Annotated in this window: 13 protein-coding genes; 9 read left to right on the top strand and 4 right to left on the bottom strand. The window is 60.8% G+C overall.

The window, feature by feature from the left end; all coding sequences use genetic code 11:
• Positions 1–157: 157 nt before the first annotated feature.
• Positions 158–3,865 carry a hypothetical protein gene (locus ACO06F_RS07145; RefSeq protein WP_421695997.1) on the top strand — a complete coding sequence of 1,236 codons (3,708 nt, stop codon included), beginning with the start codon at positions 158–160 and terminating at the stop codon, positions 3,863–3,865.
• A 9-nt stretch (positions 3,866–3,874) separates the two neighbouring features.
• Here the strand turns inward: ACO06F_RS07145 and ACO06F_RS07140 are convergent, their stop codons facing one another.
• Positions 3,875–4,495: a hypothetical protein gene (locus ACO06F_RS07140; protein WP_421695996.1), complete on the bottom strand. Its 621-nt coding sequence runs from the start codon at positions 4,493–4,495 to the stop codon at positions 3,875–3,877.
• Positions 4,496–4,568: 73 nt separating this feature from the next.
• Between ACO06F_RS07140 and ACO06F_RS07135 the strand changes: the two genes are divergently transcribed.
• Positions 4,569–5,399, top strand: a complete 831-nt coding sequence (locus tag ACO06F_RS07135) for an alpha/beta hydrolase (RefSeq protein WP_421695995.1) — start codon at positions 4,569–4,571, stop codon at positions 5,397–5,399.
• 66 nt (positions 5,400–5,465) lie between these two features.
• Positions 5,466–6,539 (top strand): histone deacetylase family protein, encoded by a 1,074-nt coding sequence (locus ACO06F_RS07130; protein ID WP_421695994.1) that lies wholly within the window; start codon positions 5,466–5,468, stop codon positions 6,537–6,539.
• On the opposite strand, the gene ACO06F_RS07125 is transcribed toward ACO06F_RS07130, so the two are convergent.
• Together ACO06F_RS07125 and ACO06F_RS07120 are read right to left on the bottom strand one after the other, a co-directional pair.
• Positions 6,536–7,666 (bottom strand): ABC transporter substrate-binding protein, encoded by a 1,131-nt coding sequence (locus ACO06F_RS07125; RefSeq protein WP_421695993.1) that lies wholly within the window; start codon positions 7,664–7,666, stop codon positions 6,536–6,538. The two genes, ACO06F_RS07130 and ACO06F_RS07125, sit on opposite strands and share 4 nt — an antisense overlap.
• An 82-nt stretch (positions 7,667–7,748) precedes the next feature.
• Positions 7,749–8,600 (bottom strand): SDR family NAD(P)-dependent oxidoreductase, encoded by an 852-nt coding sequence (locus ACO06F_RS07120; protein WP_421695992.1) that lies wholly within the window; start codon positions 8,598–8,600, stop codon positions 7,749–7,751.
• A gap of 173 nt (positions 8,601–8,773) precedes the next feature.
• On the opposite strand from ACO06F_RS07120, the gene ACO06F_RS07115 reads away from it, so the two are divergent.
• On the top strand, positions 8,774–9,673 hold the full coding sequence (locus ACO06F_RS07115) for a fatty acid desaturase (RefSeq protein ID WP_421695991.1): 900 nt from the start codon (positions 8,774–8,776) through the stop codon (positions 9,671–9,673).
• On the opposite strand, the gene ACO06F_RS07110 is transcribed toward ACO06F_RS07115, so the two are convergent.
• Entirely contained in the window at positions 9,651–10,535 is an 885-nt protein-coding gene (locus tag ACO06F_RS07110; protein WP_421695990.1) for a DMT family transporter, read from the bottom strand. The two genes, ACO06F_RS07115 and ACO06F_RS07110, sit on opposite strands and share 23 nt — an antisense overlap.
• 143 nt (positions 10,536–10,678) lie before the next feature.
• On the opposite strand from ACO06F_RS07110, the gene ACO06F_RS07105 reads away from it, so the two are divergent.
• The 5 genes from ACO06F_RS07105 (at position 10,679) to ACO06F_RS07085 (ending at position 15,682) form a co-directional block, all read left to right on the top strand.
• Positions 10,679–11,806, top strand: a complete 1,128-nt coding sequence (locus ACO06F_RS07105; RefSeq protein ID WP_421695989.1) for an ABC transporter substrate-binding protein — start codon at positions 10,679–10,681, stop codon at positions 11,804–11,806.
• A 94-nt stretch (positions 11,807–11,900) separates the two neighbouring features.
• Positions 11,901–12,947 carry an ABC transporter ATP-binding protein gene (locus tag ACO06F_RS07100; protein WP_421695988.1) on the top strand — a complete coding sequence of 349 codons (1,047 nt, stop codon included), beginning with the start codon at positions 11,901–11,903 and terminating at the stop codon, positions 12,945–12,947.
• Complete coding sequence (locus ACO06F_RS07095) at positions 12,944–13,855, top strand: ABC transporter permease (RefSeq protein ID WP_421695987.1); 912 nt, start codon at positions 12,944–12,946, stop codon at positions 13,853–13,855. The genes ACO06F_RS07100 and ACO06F_RS07095 overlap by 4 nt, the downstream gene beginning before the upstream one ends.
• Positions 13,848–14,687 carry an ABC transporter permease gene (locus tag ACO06F_RS07090; protein WP_421695986.1) on the top strand — a complete coding sequence of 280 codons (840 nt, stop codon included), beginning with the start codon at positions 13,848–13,850 and terminating at the stop codon, positions 14,685–14,687. Before ACO06F_RS07095 ends, ACO06F_RS07090 begins: the two co-directional genes overlap by 8 nt.
• On the top strand, positions 14,684–15,682 hold the full coding sequence (locus ACO06F_RS07085; RefSeq protein ID WP_421695985.1) for a zinc-binding dehydrogenase: 999 nt from the start codon (positions 14,684–14,686) through the stop codon (positions 15,680–15,682). Before ACO06F_RS07090 ends, ACO06F_RS07085 begins: the two co-directional genes overlap by 4 nt.
• Positions 15,683–15,686: the final 4 nt, after the last annotated feature.

The raw sequence follows: 15,686 nt of genomic DNA, 5'->3' as shown, positions 1-15,686 counted from the left end.
CGGGGGTAAGTATTTTTCCCGAGTACTTCAGGTTCGGCGTTATCCCCGGCATCTCTGTTCTTTGCGCTTTCGCTTGATCAGATGATCCAGATCATGAGGAACTCCCGTCTTGCCGAACTCCCGATTGCTGACTCGCCCCCGTAAGCGCGGACTAAGCTTGTCCTTCAAGGCCGCAACGGCACTGGCAGCGCTATCGCTTGCCTGCGCGGGGCCTGCCTATCCGGCAAGCAGCCCGCTGGTGCCGCCCGTTCCCACCAAGGTGACGACGAATACCCCGCAGCTGGATACGCCTGGCAGTGGTGGCTGTTTCCAGCAATACACCCAGGCCATTAACACCAATCTTGAGAACGCCAATACGAACTATGGCGCGGCATCCGATCTGGAGGCGACAGCTGCAGCCGGAGATGTGACACATCTTGCAGCAGAGGCAATCGCCATCACAGGCCAGCAAGCTGAGTTTACGGCCCTCGGCACGGCCTTGACGACGACGGCTGGCGCGTTTGGCGACGTTGTGACCGCGGTGAGTGCCACGACGGCTGAGTATACGTCCCTGGCATTTGAATTGGATGCCCAGGCTACAGCATTCGCACTGGGCTCTGCAGGTCTGGACGAAGCAGCAATTGGCGTGGCGGTGCCGTTCGATGCCGGAGGTGCGGCGCCCGGGCTCGTGGCTGCGGGCCTCTCGCTTGATACGGCCGGAGGCGCCGCAGGCACCATGTCTCTATCCATGGGTGCGCTTGGCGCCAGCGCGGATGCCCAGATCCTGGGGCTCGGCGCACTCGGAACGTCAGCAACTGCGCAATCGGCCATATATGGAATTCTTGCGACAACTTCTGCAGCCGAGCTGGTGGCAAATGGAGCTGCTGGAGTAGCGGCCGCCGCCGGTGTTTCCAGCGTCGCGGTGACGAAGGTTGCTGAGGGTTACACTGTGGCGGCGCAGAACCTGAGTACTTACATCGCCGATTTACCGAGCTGTAATCAGGAGTTCACCGGCACCGTGACCGTCGATGCGGGTGGCGTGAACGTCACCGGCGGTTCCATCTTCAACGATGACGTGAGCTTTGTGGCCGATGTTTATGTTGGCGGAACCACCAATACAAGCAAGCTCGAAGCCACTCAGGGCATATCTGCCTACGGTGGTGACATTGTCATTGGCAACCCCGATCTCGAATCCTATTCACCTGGCGTCACCATCGGTGGAGGCGCATTTGCGGGAGCAGGGACCGGCGGCGCACTGGCTACGACGGGAGACGTCAGCGCCATAGCGGTCGGCAATGGGTCCAACGCATCGGCCGTCAACTCCATCGCGCTCGGCAGCGCTGCATCCGCCACCGGCGTGGGCGCAACAGCACTTGGGCTCAACGCGTCTGCCAGCGGATTGGAATCGATTGCTATCGGACCCAGGTCGACGGCGAGCGGTGCGGGCGCCATCGCCTTTGGACGCGACTCTCTTGCGGAAGGTGATGATTCCATTGCCCTCGGCAGCGATGCACACGCCAAGGGCGACAGCAGTCTTGCCGCCGGCAAAGGGGCTGCTGCAGAGGGGGACGATTCCATCGCTCTTGGCACGGATGCGCAAGCCAAGGGCGACAGAAGCCTGGCCGGCGGCAATGGTGCTACCGCTGAAGGTGAGGACTCCATCGCTCTGGGTACTGACGCGCAAACCAAAGGCGACAGCGCATTGGCCGCAGGCAATGGCGCCACTGCGGAGGGTAGCAATTCCATCGCGCTTGGCACGGATGCGCAAGCCACGGGTGACAGCAGCTTGGCCGGCGGCAACGGCGCGGCGGCGGAGGGTGAGAATTCCATCGCGCTTGGCACGGATGCGCAGGCCAAAGGTGACAGTGCGCTGGCCGCCGGGGACGGTGCAATTGCTGAAGGTGACGATTCGGTTGCCGTTGGCCGTGACGCGCAGGCGACAGGCAACAGCGCCTTTGCAGCTGGCCAAGGGGCCAACGCGGGCGGTGACAATGCCGTCGCTATCGGCACGGAGGCTGAAGCCAGCGGTAACGCCAGCATGGCGGCAGGGCAGGGCGCTGCTGCCGAGGGTAACGATGCCCTTGCGCTGGGCACGAGTGCATCGGCCAAAGGAGATTCGAGCTTCGCAGCAGGCGAAAGTGCATCCGCCACGGGAGAGGATTCCGTGGCGATTGGCAGCGACGCCGAGGCGCATGCGCAAGATAGTATCGCAGCGGGAACGGGAGCAGCGGCAAGTGGCGCTGGCGCCATGGCCTTCGGCAAATCCGCGAGCGCGGCGGGAGAAGACTCCGTCGCGCTGGGTCTGAGTGCAGAGGCAACCAAATCGGATTCGCTCGCCTTCGGAAGCGATGCCAGCGCGACCGCCCAAAGCGCTACGGCCTTGGGTGATGGTGCCGGTGCAAGTGCCGAAAACGCGATTTCCATAGGCACCGATGCGATGTCCAGCAGTGAAGGAAGCGTGGCCTTTGGGAGCAAAGCGGAGTCCACCGGACAATCCGCAACTGCCATTGGTGAGGAAGCGGCGGCAAAGGGCGATCGCGCGGTGGCGCTGGGCAACGGCGCTGTGGCGGAGGACGACGAGGGCATTGCGGTTGGTGGCAACGCCTCCGCAGGTGGCCTGGCTTCGATGGCGCTCGGTTGGTGGGCTTCGGCGACCGGAGAAGACGCCGTCGCCCAGGGTACCGAGGCATCTGCAACAGGTGAATCATCCATAGCCATAGGCGACAAGGCGTCTGCAACGGAACTTGGCTCCATCGCAGCAGGCCTCGATTCCTCAGCGGCAGGCCAATCATCCACTGCGGTCGGCCAGAATGCCAGTGCCGCCTCCCTCGGCGCTGTCGCCATGGGACTTGATGCGAGTGCCGAGGCCAAGCAATCCACTGCCGTTGGCGCGGGTTCGCAGGCGCTGGCAGACGGGACGACGGCCATAGGTGCCGGCGCAATGGTCGCATCGGCAGCTGGCACAGGCTCTTTCGCGGGTGGAAACTCAAGCGTGTTGAGCGGCCGCGGGGCGGTGGCCGTGGGCGACAAGAATACCGCCGCCGGAAATGGCGCCGTTGCCATCGGCGATCCGAACACCGCCACGGGCACGGGCGCCACTGCGATTGGCGCGGACAATACGGCCACGGGTGATGGCGCCGTCGCCATCGGCCAGCAGAACAGCGCAACGGGCACATCCGCGGTCGCCCTCGGCAGCAATGCGACGGCCTCCCAGGATGGCGCGGTCTCGATTGGCGCTGGCGCCACGGCATCGGGGACCAACACCGTCGCCATGGGGACCGGTGCTTCGGCCGGGGGTACCAGCACGATTGCCATGGGTGCGGGCGCGTCAGCTTCGGGAACGGGCTCCGCCGCCGTTGGAACCGCGGCAAGTGCACAGGGCCAGAACGCAACGGCAGTGGGAGCCGGCGCGGCCGTAAACGGTCACACTCAATCAACCGCTCTCGGTGCCAATGCCACAGCGACGGCCAACAATCAGATTGTTCTCGGCACCCAGAGCGAGACGATCAGCGCGCCCGGCATGAACTCGTCAACCAGCCGGTCGCGGCAGCTGGGCCCGCTCGGCGTCGTCACCTCCGACAATTTCGGCAATCTCGCGTCTGACAATGGCGCCCTCTATGAGGAACTCGCCACGGTGAAATCAGGCGTGGCAATGTCCATGGCGCTGGGGGACCCCATCCTGACGGGGGATGACCGGTTTGGCGTCAAGGTCAATACCAGCGTCTTCGACGGCTCCTACGGCTTTGGCCTCACCGCGGCAGGCGTGCTCTATGACCGGGACTACAAGGTCATCGTGTCCGGTGGCGCTGGCTGGGCGCAGGCCGACACGTTCGGTTATACTCGCTCGCAGGGCGGCGCCCGCATGAGCATGCAGCTGAGCTGGTAATGGGACGTGCTAAAAACAGTTCTTCTCGGAAACCGTCACGGTCATCAGCGGCCTGGCGCCGATATCGGCATAGCTGAAGGCGATCGCACCTTCTGCCGCCATGAATTGGCGGGCTTGTGCGAAGGCGCAGGTGTTGGAGGTGACGGCGCGGCTGATGTCGGCTTTGGTCGAGTCCGGAATATTCGCAGCTTCGAGAAGAATGATGTTGGTGAAGGTGAGCACGGGATCATCATATTTGATGCCCGTTCTGATGGTGGTGCGGTCAATCATTTTCGGCAGCCCATCTTTCGCTTCCATGAGCTTGAGCGCGATGGCGTTGCGTTTCCGGGAGAGAGGGTCCGACATGGCGTAAAATCCAGATTGGAGCGGTGGTGCTAACAACCACACGGCCAGAGCACCTGCAGCCAGGCCCAGCACCAGCCAGGCTACGGGGCGCAGCCATTGCCGTGGCGGGGGGGCCGCCGAGAGCTGCTTCTCCAGCTCCGTGGCGGGGAACCAGCGGCCCGAGGGCGCCTGCCGGAGCTCAAGGCCGCGCCAATCTGCAAGGGTGGCCATGCCTTCGATCAGGTCCTGAAAGGTCAGTGGGCCCTCGGGGGGGCCGTCTTTCTTCACATACCAAATTGCTTTCACTGTTGATTCCGCACCAATTTAGTTCTCATTTTCTTAGCCCTCCTTCGGGCCAGACGTACAGGGAGGAAAGCTGGTGACGTCCAACTGGGATGAGTTGTCTCCGCAGGCTCGAAACCTCGCCTATAACAATGTGGAGCATGTTGGCCCGGATATTGCCCGGCAGAAGACCGACGAATGGTCGCAGATTTCGCATGACATGCGAGCCCGGTATCCAAACCATCTCGACCTTCCCTATGCCGGGAGGGAGCGCACGAAATGGGATCTTTATCCTGCTGAGAACCCTGAGGCGCCCTGCATGGTGCATATCCACGGTGGCTATTGGCAGCGCGGCAGCAAGGAGATATTTGCCTGCCTCACTCAAGGGCTTCAGGCGCATGGCTGGTCCGCTGCCTTGCCGGGCTACAGCCTTGCCCCCGGCGCTACCTTGACCGAAATCGTCGTGGAACTGCGGCAGGCTTTGAGCTGGCTGGAACAGAATGCTGCCTCGCACGGCATAAGGGGACCTGTGATCTTGACCGGCTGGTCCGCGGGAGGCCATCTCACATCGCTTCTGCTCGACCATCCCGTCTGCCACGCCGGACTTGCCATTTCGGGCGTGTTCGACCTCGCCCATCTCCGCGATTCGCCCCATGTGAATGACAAGCTGAATTTGACCGAAAATGAAGTGCGGAGCCTCTCTCCGATGAGGCTCCCCATGGCTGAAAAACCTCTAACCGTCTCCTATGGCGGGGCGGAACTGCCCGCGATGATCAAGTCGAGCCGGCAATACCAGCGGCGGCGGAGCGAGGCGCAGCTGTGGGGCGATCTGGTGCCAATTCCGGGGGCCAATCACTTTACCATACTGGATCAGCTACGCGATCCGGAAAGCCACCTCGTCAAATCGGTTCTTGCACTCGCCGCCTGAAGCAGGTGTCACATGCGGTGCGGTCTCTTGACGGCACCAGAGCATCGGGGGAACTTGGCTTTACATTTGAGCCAGGCGAAAGGGCAGGGCCGCACGCGGCCTTCAAACACCATGCGGATATTCCATTCCGAGGCTCATCGCGGCCATGCCGGCGCGATGGAGATGCGTTATGACAAGCTCATCCCCATGTGCGAAAGCCCGGACCGGATGGACACGATCCTTGAGGCCTTGCGGGCGCAGGGCCACCAGGACATTGTCGAGGCCTCGAGCTTCGGACTTGAGCCCGTGCTCCGCGTCCACACGCCGAGCTTTGTTTCTTTCCTCGAGAATTGCTGGCCCCTGTGGGAAGCCGAGTTCGGCCCAGGCGGCTTTGCGACGGCCTATATGTTCGGCATGCGCGGCATGGACCAATTGCCCAATGCCAGCGTTCATTCGATGCTGTCCTGCTATACCTTCGATGTCTGCGTGCCGATCGTCGCCGGAACTTGGTCAGCCATCAAATCCGCTGTCGACACCACACTGTCCGCCGCGAGTTTCGTGAAGAACGGTGGCGAGGCTGCCTTTGCACTATGCCGTCCGCCGGGGCACCACGCCTCGTCTGACCTGGCCGGTGGCTACTGCTATGTCAACAACGCTGCTGTTGCCGCACAGATGTTGCTTGATGCGGGCGCGTCCCGGATTGCGATCCTCGATATCGACTACCACCACGGTAATGGCACGCAGCGCATCTTCTACGATCGCAGCGACGTCCTCTATGCGTCGATCCACGCGACGCCGGAACGCGAATATCCGTTTCTGTTGGGCTATGCGCGCGAGACGGGCGCAGCGGCGGGCGAAGGCTTCAATCTCAATCTTCCGCAACCACTCGGCACAACCATCGCGCCTTATCGCGCCGCCTTGCAGCAGGCGGTGGAGCGGGTGAAGGCGCACGGGCCCGATGTGCTGGTCGTCTCCCTCGGTGTTGACAGCTACATCCGCGATCCGGTCGGCGGTTTCGCTCTGGAGAGCGAGGACTTCCTGCGGCTAGGGGCGGACATCAAGCGCATTGGCCTTCCGACGCTGTTCGTCATGGAAGGTGGCTATGCTATCGCGGAACTTGGGCTCAACACGGCCAATGTGATCACCGGATTCTGTAACTAGCCTTCCGTGGTCACCGCGATTGTTTTCTTCATGCGGGCATCGAGGGCTTCCCAATTGGCGCCGAAGATCTCCCAGCCCTGAAGGCTGAACAGGTTGAACATCCGCGCCATGTCCTCATTGGACGTCGGGTAATTTGCCCATTGCGGCGGCGCTTTGAGATCGGAGCGCGACATGAAGTCGGTCGACACATCCAGGAAGCGCTGCTGCGTTTCCTGTTCCAGCAGATAGGCCATAAACAGATCGGAAAGGTCCGAGTGCCTGGTGCCGCGCACCTTCATGAACCAGTTGGTGTAGGAGGCCGTGCCTTCCTGCGGAATGGCCGCATCGAATTCGGCACCATGGACCTTGATGAAGCCATAGGCATCGGCGGAATACATCATCGCAACTTCGGCTTCATCCTGAAGCATGAGGTTGGAAAGCTCGGCCCCATCCTTGTACCATTTGGGCATTCTGAGCTTTTCCAGTTCCAGGAACAGCGGCTCAACTTCGGCCGGCGTGCCGAACACTTCGTCAATACCCGGCTTCGTCTGCGACAGAAGGGCGGGAATGCAGAGGTCCCAATAGAAGGCCGCGGCATCCATGGTGGTCTTGCCGCGCACCTTCGGGTTCCAGAAATTCTTCCAGCTGTCGGGTTTGAGTCCGGCACTCTTCGCTGTCAGCATCCACAAAGACCCACCGCCGAAGGGTACGCCATATTTGCGGGCGTCGCCGCGCATCGCATCGAACCAGGGGTAGACGGCTGCGAAGCCGTTCATCTTGCTGCGGTCGGTCTCAAGGAAAATCTTCTCCGCCAGGCCCGATGAGGTTGTGTATTCATCCGCAATCGTGATGTCGAAGGGTGGATTATCTGCGGGCGCCGCAACGATTTGCGAAACCATCTGGTCCCAGCCGCCGACTGTCTCTGCCTTCGTGCCGTACTTGGCGTTGAACGGATCGATCACCGCCTCACGGAAGCTCAGCTCATGATTGCCGGACCATGACACCACGATCAGCCCTTCACCCTCAAAAGCGGCCTGTGCCGTGGAGACCATGGCCCGCCCGATGATCGCTGGCATGGCCAGTCCGACTGCCGCCTGGCGCAGGAAGTGGCGGCGGGTGCCAGAATACCGCGTGGCCTTGAATGTCATGATGTGTTCCTCTTTCGTCAGCACCGCTTGAAGCGAAGAGTGGATCACTTCATCGGCGTGAATGCAAGTCCCGGCCTGGCATTCACCACAGGGCACCGCCGGTGATCTGGATGTTCTCGGCAGTGATCCCCTTGGCCCCGTCCCCGCAAAGATATGCGGCACGCGAGGCAACTTCGAGCGGCTGGATTATCCGCTGTTGCGGGTTTCGCGCGGCGATGTCCACCATCGCGTCCTCGCGCGTGCGGCCCAGGCCTTCGCGTGCCACCAGCTGATCAACATTGCGCCGCATCAGCTCTGTTTCGACCCAGCTGGGGGAGATCATCACACAGGTGACGCCATGTGGTGCCCCTTCGAGCGCCACGCAGCGCGTGAGCCCAAGCAGGCCCGCCTTTGACGCGCAATAGGCAGGATTGTCTTTCCAACCAACAGAGGCGGCGGTTGATCCGATGTTGATGATGCGGCCCCATTTTCGCTCAATCATGCCGGGAAGAAGGTCGCGGATCATGCGGAAGGCACCCGTGAGGTTGGTGTCGATGATTTTGTCCCACAGCGCGTCTGGATGACCGGAAACGGGCTGCTCGGCCGTCGTGCCAGCGGCATTGACGAGAATATCGATGGGCCCGCAGCAGGACTCGGCTCCCTTGATGAACCGCGTGATGTTTTCCCCGTCCCGAACGTCGAGGTGTCCTGCGAAGATCGAGTTTCCCGCGGCGCCAAGCACCGTCCGCACCTGTTCGATTTCCTGTTGCTCAGGATAGGCCGCGGCATCGCCGAGGCGCGCTGACGCTCCCACATAGGAGCCTACCGCCACGTGAGCACCCTGCCGGACCAGCTCTTGGGCAATGGCAAAGCCCTGGCCCGTGAGACCACCGGTCACTAACGCGGCCTTACCGCGAAGCGGTTTCGCCGCCATGGAGCAGACGTCGTCAATCATGATGAGGCATGCCTTCGTTCGAGACAGTTGAGGCTGGATGCTAGTTGACAGGGCCTGGCTTCGCCAGCGCCCGAATTGCAGCCCCGCGCAACTGTAACGGCGTCTTGACAGGCGGGGCGCGGCACTTATCGTGAATGTGGCCAGTCTCTTGTTCGCGTCGAAAGTGGGGTCGCATGGATCAGCTCGCGTCAACGGTCCGGCATGAGGCCGAGGTTGGCCGCCGTCACACGCTTGACTTTGGCGGACGCACCCTGCTTCTGGAGCTTGAGCTCTTCGCGCTGTTCTTCGCTTCGACCGGGCTCGCCATTGCCGGGTTGATCCCCATGTGGCTTGGCTTCATCGGGAATACGCTGTTCCTTTATGCGCTCTACACGGTGGTGCATGAAGCGGTGCATTCCAATATTTCGTCGCGCCGCAAGTCCTTGCGCTGGGTCGACCCGCTGGCGGGGATGATTGCCTGTGCGCCTTTGTGGCTGAACTATCATCAGCACAAGCGCCAGCACATGGCCCACCATGCCCACACCAATGAGGACTCCGACCCAGACATCTACGCCCGCGGCAGCTTCCTGGGCTGGATCTTCCTGCGGCTGCCATTTGCGCTGCTGAACTATTTCAACCCGCTGCAGCAATATCGTGATTGTCAGCGGTTCAACTGCACGAGGCGTGAATGTGTCTACACTTTCAGCAGCTTTGCGGCCTATGCATTGACTGTCGTGATTCTCGTTGCCGCCGGATATTGGCGCGAGCTGCTGTTCCTGTGGTTCGTGCCATGGTGGATCGGGCAGACGGTGATGCTGACCTTCTTCACCTGGACGCCGCACCATGATCATCACGAAACGGGACGCTACCGCAACACACGCGTGTCGCTGTTTCCCTTTGCCAACATCCTGCTGCAGGGTCAGAATTATCATCTGATCCATCACATGATGCCGGGCATTCCGTACTACCGCTACAAACCCGTGTTCGACGAATTGCGCCCGATCCTCACGGCCAAAGGCGTGCGCATCGAAGGGCTGATCCCGGACCCGAAGGGTGAGACACATCAGGCCGTCAGCGCCGAAGCACCTCAATGAAGCCGGCGCTGACGATTAGCGCCGTGCCGATCGCATCCGACAGCAGGAAGGGCTCTCCCGACAGCAATGCAGCGGAGATCGAACCGAATAGAACTTCCGTCATCAGAAGAATTCCGACGCGTGCCGGGTCGATGCGCTGGGCTGCCCAGAGCACCAGGAAATTAGGCGGCACGAACACGATCAGTCCGAGAAGCGCGATCCACGGCAGCATGGCGGGAAGGTGGCCCGTCTCGGCCAGCGGCAAGCCCATCGCACCCGCGACAACGAGAATGACGGTAGAAGAGAGGACGCCCCCCAGGGCGAAGCCGAAGACAGGCAGTGAAATCCGTTGCGACGGCCGCCGATAGCTCCGCAGCGTACCGGCCGCCCAGAACATGCCGCTCACCAGCGCCACCCAGTCGCCCGCGTTGCGGGGAAGTGGCAAGCCACCCGAAGTTCCGAGGATCGCTGCAAGACCTGCAAAGCCCATGGCCATGGCCAGCAGCCGCAAAGGGCCTAGCCTCTCGCGGAACAGAAGCCAGCTGCCCAGTGCGCTCCATACCGGTGTCAGATAAAAGAGCAGAATCGCGTTGATGACGTCCGTCATCACCAGGCTTACCGTATAGAGCGAGAAGGCCGTGCCCAGCAGCAGGCCATTGACCGATTGGTCGCGCCAGCCCGTCCACGCCTCGCGCTTCAGAAGCCAGGGCAGGGGCGAGGCCAGTGCCAGGGCATTGAAAATCAGCGAAACCCAGGCGCCGCCCACGCCTTCCGCATCGAACCAGCGCAGCGGAACCCAGAAAACGCCCCATATGGCACCGCACAGGGCAACGGCAATGGCAGGCAGAAGATGACGCTGCGCTTCAGATGGGGAAACAACCATGCCGCCCTTATGCCGAACGATGGTCCTCCGCTCAACGCCACTCCGGAGCATGGCCCCCGGATATTTCCTTGACCCCGGCGAATGAGGTTTGATTATATGATCCCTAAAAATCGGATTGGATTCACTGATCCGCGGAGGAAACCATGTCCGGCAAGATCAGCAGACTGAACAATTCGCGCCGCAAATTCCTTAAACGTGCAGCACTCGCCGTTGCGATGCCGGCCGTCATCGGCAGGGCCGCCGTTACGTCGGCCAAGGCCGCCTTCGAGGGGGAAAGCCTGATCGCGGTGTCATGGTCCGGCAATTATGAGCAAATCTTTCGCGAAACCATTATCGAGCCTTTCAACGCCAAGTTCAACACCAAGGCCGAAACGGTGGGCGGCTGGGACCAGATCGTAAGCCAGATCAAGGCTGCCCCGGCTGACAATCCGCCCTTCGACGTCACGGTGGCGGAGGAATATATCTCCTCGTCCGGCCTGGCCGAGGGGCTTTATGTCAAGACTGACCGCTCCAAAATTCCCAATCTCGATGCCGTCTATCCCTGGTTCTATGAAACAAGGCCTGACAAGGCGAAGGAATACGGCATTCCCTTTGGTGGTGGTACCTGCATGCTCCTCATGCGGAAGAACCTGGGGATTGCGCCCGACAGCTGGGGCCTCATGTGGGATGAGCGGCTTGCCGGTAAAGTCACGGCAGACAGCGCTGCCTGGTGGTGGACGCTGTCCGTTCCCGCCGTGATGGACCAGACCTCGCCCGGCCTTGACGAAATGTACGACATGGCGACGGCCGAAAAGCTGTTCCAGCAACTCGACAAGCTCAAGGTGGCGAAATGGTTCAAGGACGGTGCTGAGCAGGCCAATCTCTTGAACCAGGGCGAGGCCGATGCGGCGATGAGCTATTCATCAGATGCCTATACCTTCCTGACGCAGAGCCCGGGGGAATATGTGGCAGCCGTGCCGAAGGAGGGCGTGTCCGCCTGGGCAGACTGGTATTTCAAGGTGCGCGGCACAAGACATAATGACCTTGCCGACCTCTTCATGAATTACCTGCTGGACAAGGAAACGCAGGATCGTTTCTTGTCGAAGTCACTCATCTTTATGGCGCGGAAGGACGTGACGGTGCCGCAGCACTGGGTGGGCTATCCCACCTCCAATGAGGATTATCACAAGATGTTCCAGATCATCACCATGGATGGCTGGGACAAGATCAACGCCAATTATCAGGCCTATGACGATCGCATGAAACAGACGATCGCCAAGACCTCCGGCTGATAGGAAGCGGCCGGAACGCGGCAGTTTTGATCTGGAAAAGGTGAAGGATGAAGGCTTTGACCCTGTTTCTCCGCTCGGGGATGCGCAGCGGCTGATGCAAACGGCAGCCCTCGAACTTCAGAATGTGGTGCGGACATTCGGCCCCGTGGTGGCCGTGGACCACGTGTCGCTCTCCGTCGCCCAAGGCGAATTCGTGACATTGCTGGGGCCTTCGGGCTCCGGCAAGACGTCCACGCTGCGGCTTATCGGTGGTTTCGAAGAGCTGAACAGTGGCGCTATCCGTATAGGCGGCCAGCGCATTGACCATCTGCCGCCCTATCAGCGCGACACCGCGACGATATTCCAGTCCGGAGCGCTGTTTCCCCACAAGACGGTGGCCGAAAACGTGGCCTATGGTTTGCGAATGCGGAAGGTGCCCAAGGATGAGATTACGCGCCGCGTCGCCGAAGCGCTCGATGTCGTGCGCCTGAAGGGCTTCGAGCAGCGCTATCCAGCACAGCTTTCGGGCGGACAGAAGCAACGCGTCGCGCTGGCACGCTCGCTTGCCGTCAGGCCCGCGATCCTGCTCTTTGATGAACCGCTGTCTGCGCTCGACCTTTCGCTGCGCCTGCAACTTCGTGCCGAAATCAAAAGACTGCACGACGAGTTGAAGTTCAGCGCAGTCTACGTCACCCACGATCAGGGTGAAGCGATGGCTATGTCCAGCCGCGTCGCCGTCATGAATGCAGGCCGCATTGAACAGATCGGCCCACCGGAAACCGTGTTCCATGCGCCGTCCAGCGAGTTCGTCTACACGTTCATCGGCGAAAGCTGCTGTCTTCCGCTACGCGTGACCCCAAACAGCATCGAAGACAGAAGCGGAGAAGCAATCGCCCTCACCCTCTCCGAGCGCCCGGCGGAAGGCGAGTGCCGGATCTACGTGCGACCCTCGCGGCTGCGCCTGACGGGTGACGTTGCATCCCTGCCCAACCGTCTCACGGCACGCATTCACTTTATCGAATTCCTGGGCGATGTGTACCGCTATCACATGAAGGCCGGCACATTGGAACTCGCCGCCGATACGTCTGATCCAGTGGGCCGTGCAGTGGGCGACATGATCGGCATCGGCTGGCGCAATGAAGATATGAGGTTGTTCCGGTGACGGAGAAGCCCCATCCGGGGGATGTCCTCTACGATACCGAACGGCGGGCAATGGCGCGGCGCAAGGCCGTGGCGCCCTGGTTTCTCATGCTGCCGGCCCTGGTTCTCGTGTTGGTCTTCTTCGGTGTCCCGACGCTCTTCATGGCGCGGATGAGCTTCAATCTGCATTTCGATCAACGCCTTTTCGTGCAGGGCTTCACCTTCGAGCATTACGTCAACCTCTTCTCGAACCCAGTCTTTACCCATGCGATCTGGACCACGGTGCAGCTGGCGCTGATGGCTTCCTTCGCTACGGTGGTGATCGGTTATTGTTTTGCACTTCTCGTGTGGCTCAAGCCTGCACGCTGGCGGCTTTTGTTCATCGGGCTGGCACTCTGCCCGCTGCTCATATCGGAGATTGCTATTATCTTCGGCTGGTGGATGTTCTTTCCAAAGAACGGCCTACTCAGCTATGCGTTGCTTTCGTCGGGGCTGATTCACGACAAAGTAAGCCTCATGTATACGGAGTTTGCTGCCTTCGTCGGACTTGTCTACGTCACGCTGCCCTATTGCTTTTTCATCTTGCTCTCGATCTTCGACGGGATTGACAAGCGGCTGATCGAGGCCAGCGCCGATCTCGGCGCGCCGCCCTTGAAGACCTTTGCCGAAGTCATGCTTCCACTCACCTGGACTGGGATTCTGGTGGCCTTCTCGCAATCCTTCATCTGGACCATGGGGACCTACGCCACACCATCGGCCCTGGGGCCTGATACGCTGTGGACCATGGGCTTCCTCATCCAGGAACAGATGCTGGGCAAGCACAACTGGCCAATGGCCTCCGCCCTGGCGGTGGTGCTCGTCATCGGTGTAGCCGCGGTCATGTTCATCACCCGCAGCCTTCAATCGAAGCAGATGTCATTCCATGTCTGACGCCCTCCCGCACAGAAGTGTTGAGCCGCTGGTGTTCCGGGCGCTCTCCATCGCCTTCACCATCTTCATCATCGGGTATATTCTGGTCCCGATCCTGGTGACGCTGGTAATGTCCTTCAATGACGCGGCCATGATCCGCTTTCCCATCACCAGTTGGTCGGCCAAATGGTATTATGACTTCTTCGCCAGCGCGCAGTGGACGGATGCGCTCAAGAACTCGATCATCATCGCCTTCGGCACGGCGGTGATCTCCACCAGCGCGGGCGTTCTATGCGCCTGGGCGTTTCAGCGCTTCGTCATTCCCTGGCGGGATGGCTGGTACATTCTCATCATGCTTCCGTTGTTCATGCCGGGCGTTGTGCTGGGCCTGGGCGTTGCGATTGCCTTTGGGGGCCTATCGATCGGCGATTACGCCTTCTACGGCTCGCGTGAATTGGTGATGATCTCCCACTCCTTATGGGCAATGCCGCTGGTCTTCATGCTGATGGAGGCGACTTTCAAGACCATTGATTACCGGATCGTGGAGGCCTCTTACGATCTGGGAGGAGGACCGGTGCGAACCTTCTTCGAAATCGTGCTGCCGATGGTCTCGACCGGTATCATCTCCTCGCTGCTCTTCGCCTTTGTCATCTCGCTCAATGAATTCGTCATGGCTTTGTTTCTGACGGACCGTGACACGCAGACACTGCCGGTGCTGATGTGGTTGAGCCTCAGATCCGCGGGCACGCCGCGACTCGCCGTGGCCTCGGTCATCCTGGCGCTTACCGTCTTCGCTTGCCTCACGCTCATCATGCTCTGGTATGTTCGCCAGCTGCGAAAGGTTACAAGATGAAAATCAAGGCGGCCGTCGTCACGGAAACCGGTGGGCCAGAGGTTCTGCGGCTGGCAGACGTGGAGCTTGCCTGGCCACAAGGGCCGTTGGACGTGCTGGTGGAACTTCGTACCGCTGCCCTGAACCCAGCGGATATTTTCTTCCGCCAACTCGGCGGCTATCTTTCGGGTCCTGATCCCTTCGTACTGGGTCATGATGGCATGGGGATCGTCAGGGAGGTGGGTGCTGCTGTCTCCGCCGTAAAGCCGGGAGACCGCGTCTGCTTTTGCAATGGCGGTATCGGCGGAGTGATGGGGAGCTATGCTGAAGCATCCGTAGTCCCGGAATGGCAGCTCGCCAAGGTTCCGGCCGGAATCGATGATATCACAGCCGCCGCTCTGCCGCTGGTGGCGATCACCTGCTGGGAATCCCTCTATGAACGCGCAGCGGTGCAGCCAGGCGAACATGTGCTCATCCACGGTGGCGCTGGGGGCACCGGTCACGTCGCCATTCAACTCGCCGCACTTCGGGGCGCGCGCGTGGCTTCAACCATAAGCTCACCGGAAAAAGCCAGAATTGTTGAAGATCTCGGAGCAGCACTTACGATCAACTATCGTGACCGCGACTTTGCAGCGGAGGCGCTCAATTGGTCGGGCGGCATTGCGGTCGCCTTCGACAATGCAGGTGCAGATGTGATGCAGAAAACTTACCGCGCAATGGCGCCTTATGGCCGCGTGATCACGCTGATGGGCATTGCCCCGGACGATGCCGATCTCAATGCATATAATCTCAACCTCGCTCTGCACAATGTCATGATGCTGACGCCAATGTGGAAGGGCCTGACAGATCGCCTAAGGCAGCAAGCCCAGATCATGGCCAAGGCTCTTGCCCTCGTGGCAGAAGGAAAGCTCAGACTTCTCTTGTCCGAGACCTTCGTCCTGCCGGATGTGGCAAAGGCCCACGCTTTCCTCGAGAGCGGAAAGGCCGTTGGCAAAGTGACACTAAAGATCAGCTGACTGG

It is taken from the genome of Aestuariivirga sp. (assembly GCF_965227715.1).
Classification (GTDB): domain Bacteria; phylum Pseudomonadota; class Alphaproteobacteria; order Rhizobiales; family Aestuariivirgaceae; genus Aestuariivirga.
The sequence above is the reverse complement of the archived record's forward strand: the minus strand, read 5'-3'. Positions and strand labels throughout refer to the sequence as shown.

Bases quoted from the DNA above. Each gene is read 5' to 3' on its own strand.
- ACO06F_RS07120 (WP_421695992.1), bottom strand. From the start codon at position 8,600: ATGATTGACGACGTCTGCTCCATGGCGGCGAAACCGCTTCGCGGTAAG.
- ACO06F_RS07105 (WP_421695989.1), top strand. From the start codon at position 10,679: ATGTCCGGCAAGATCAGCAGACTGAACAATTCGCGCCGCAAATTCCTT.
- ACO06F_RS07085 (WP_421695985.1), top strand. From the start codon at position 14,684: ATGAAAATCAAGGCGGCCGTCGTCACGGAAACCGGTGGGCCAGAGGTT.
- ACO06F_RS07100 (WP_421695988.1), top strand. From the start codon at position 11,901: ATGCAAACGGCAGCCCTCGAACTTCAGAATGTGGTGCGGACATTCGGC.
- ACO06F_RS07115 (WP_421695991.1), top strand. From the start codon at position 8,774: ATGGATCAGCTCGCGTCAACGGTCCGGCATGAGGCCGAGGTTGGCCGC.
- ACO06F_RS07090 (WP_421695986.1), top strand. From the start codon at position 13,848: ATGTCTGACGCCCTCCCGCACAGAAGTGTTGAGCCGCTGGTGTTCCGG.
- ACO06F_RS07110 (WP_421695990.1), bottom strand. From the start codon at position 10,535: ATGGTTGTTTCCCCATCTGAAGCGCAGCGTCATCTTCTGCCTGCCATT.
- ACO06F_RS07125 (WP_421695993.1), bottom strand. From the start codon at position 7,666: ATGACATTCAAGGCCACGCGGTATTCTGGCACCCGCCGCCACTTCCTG.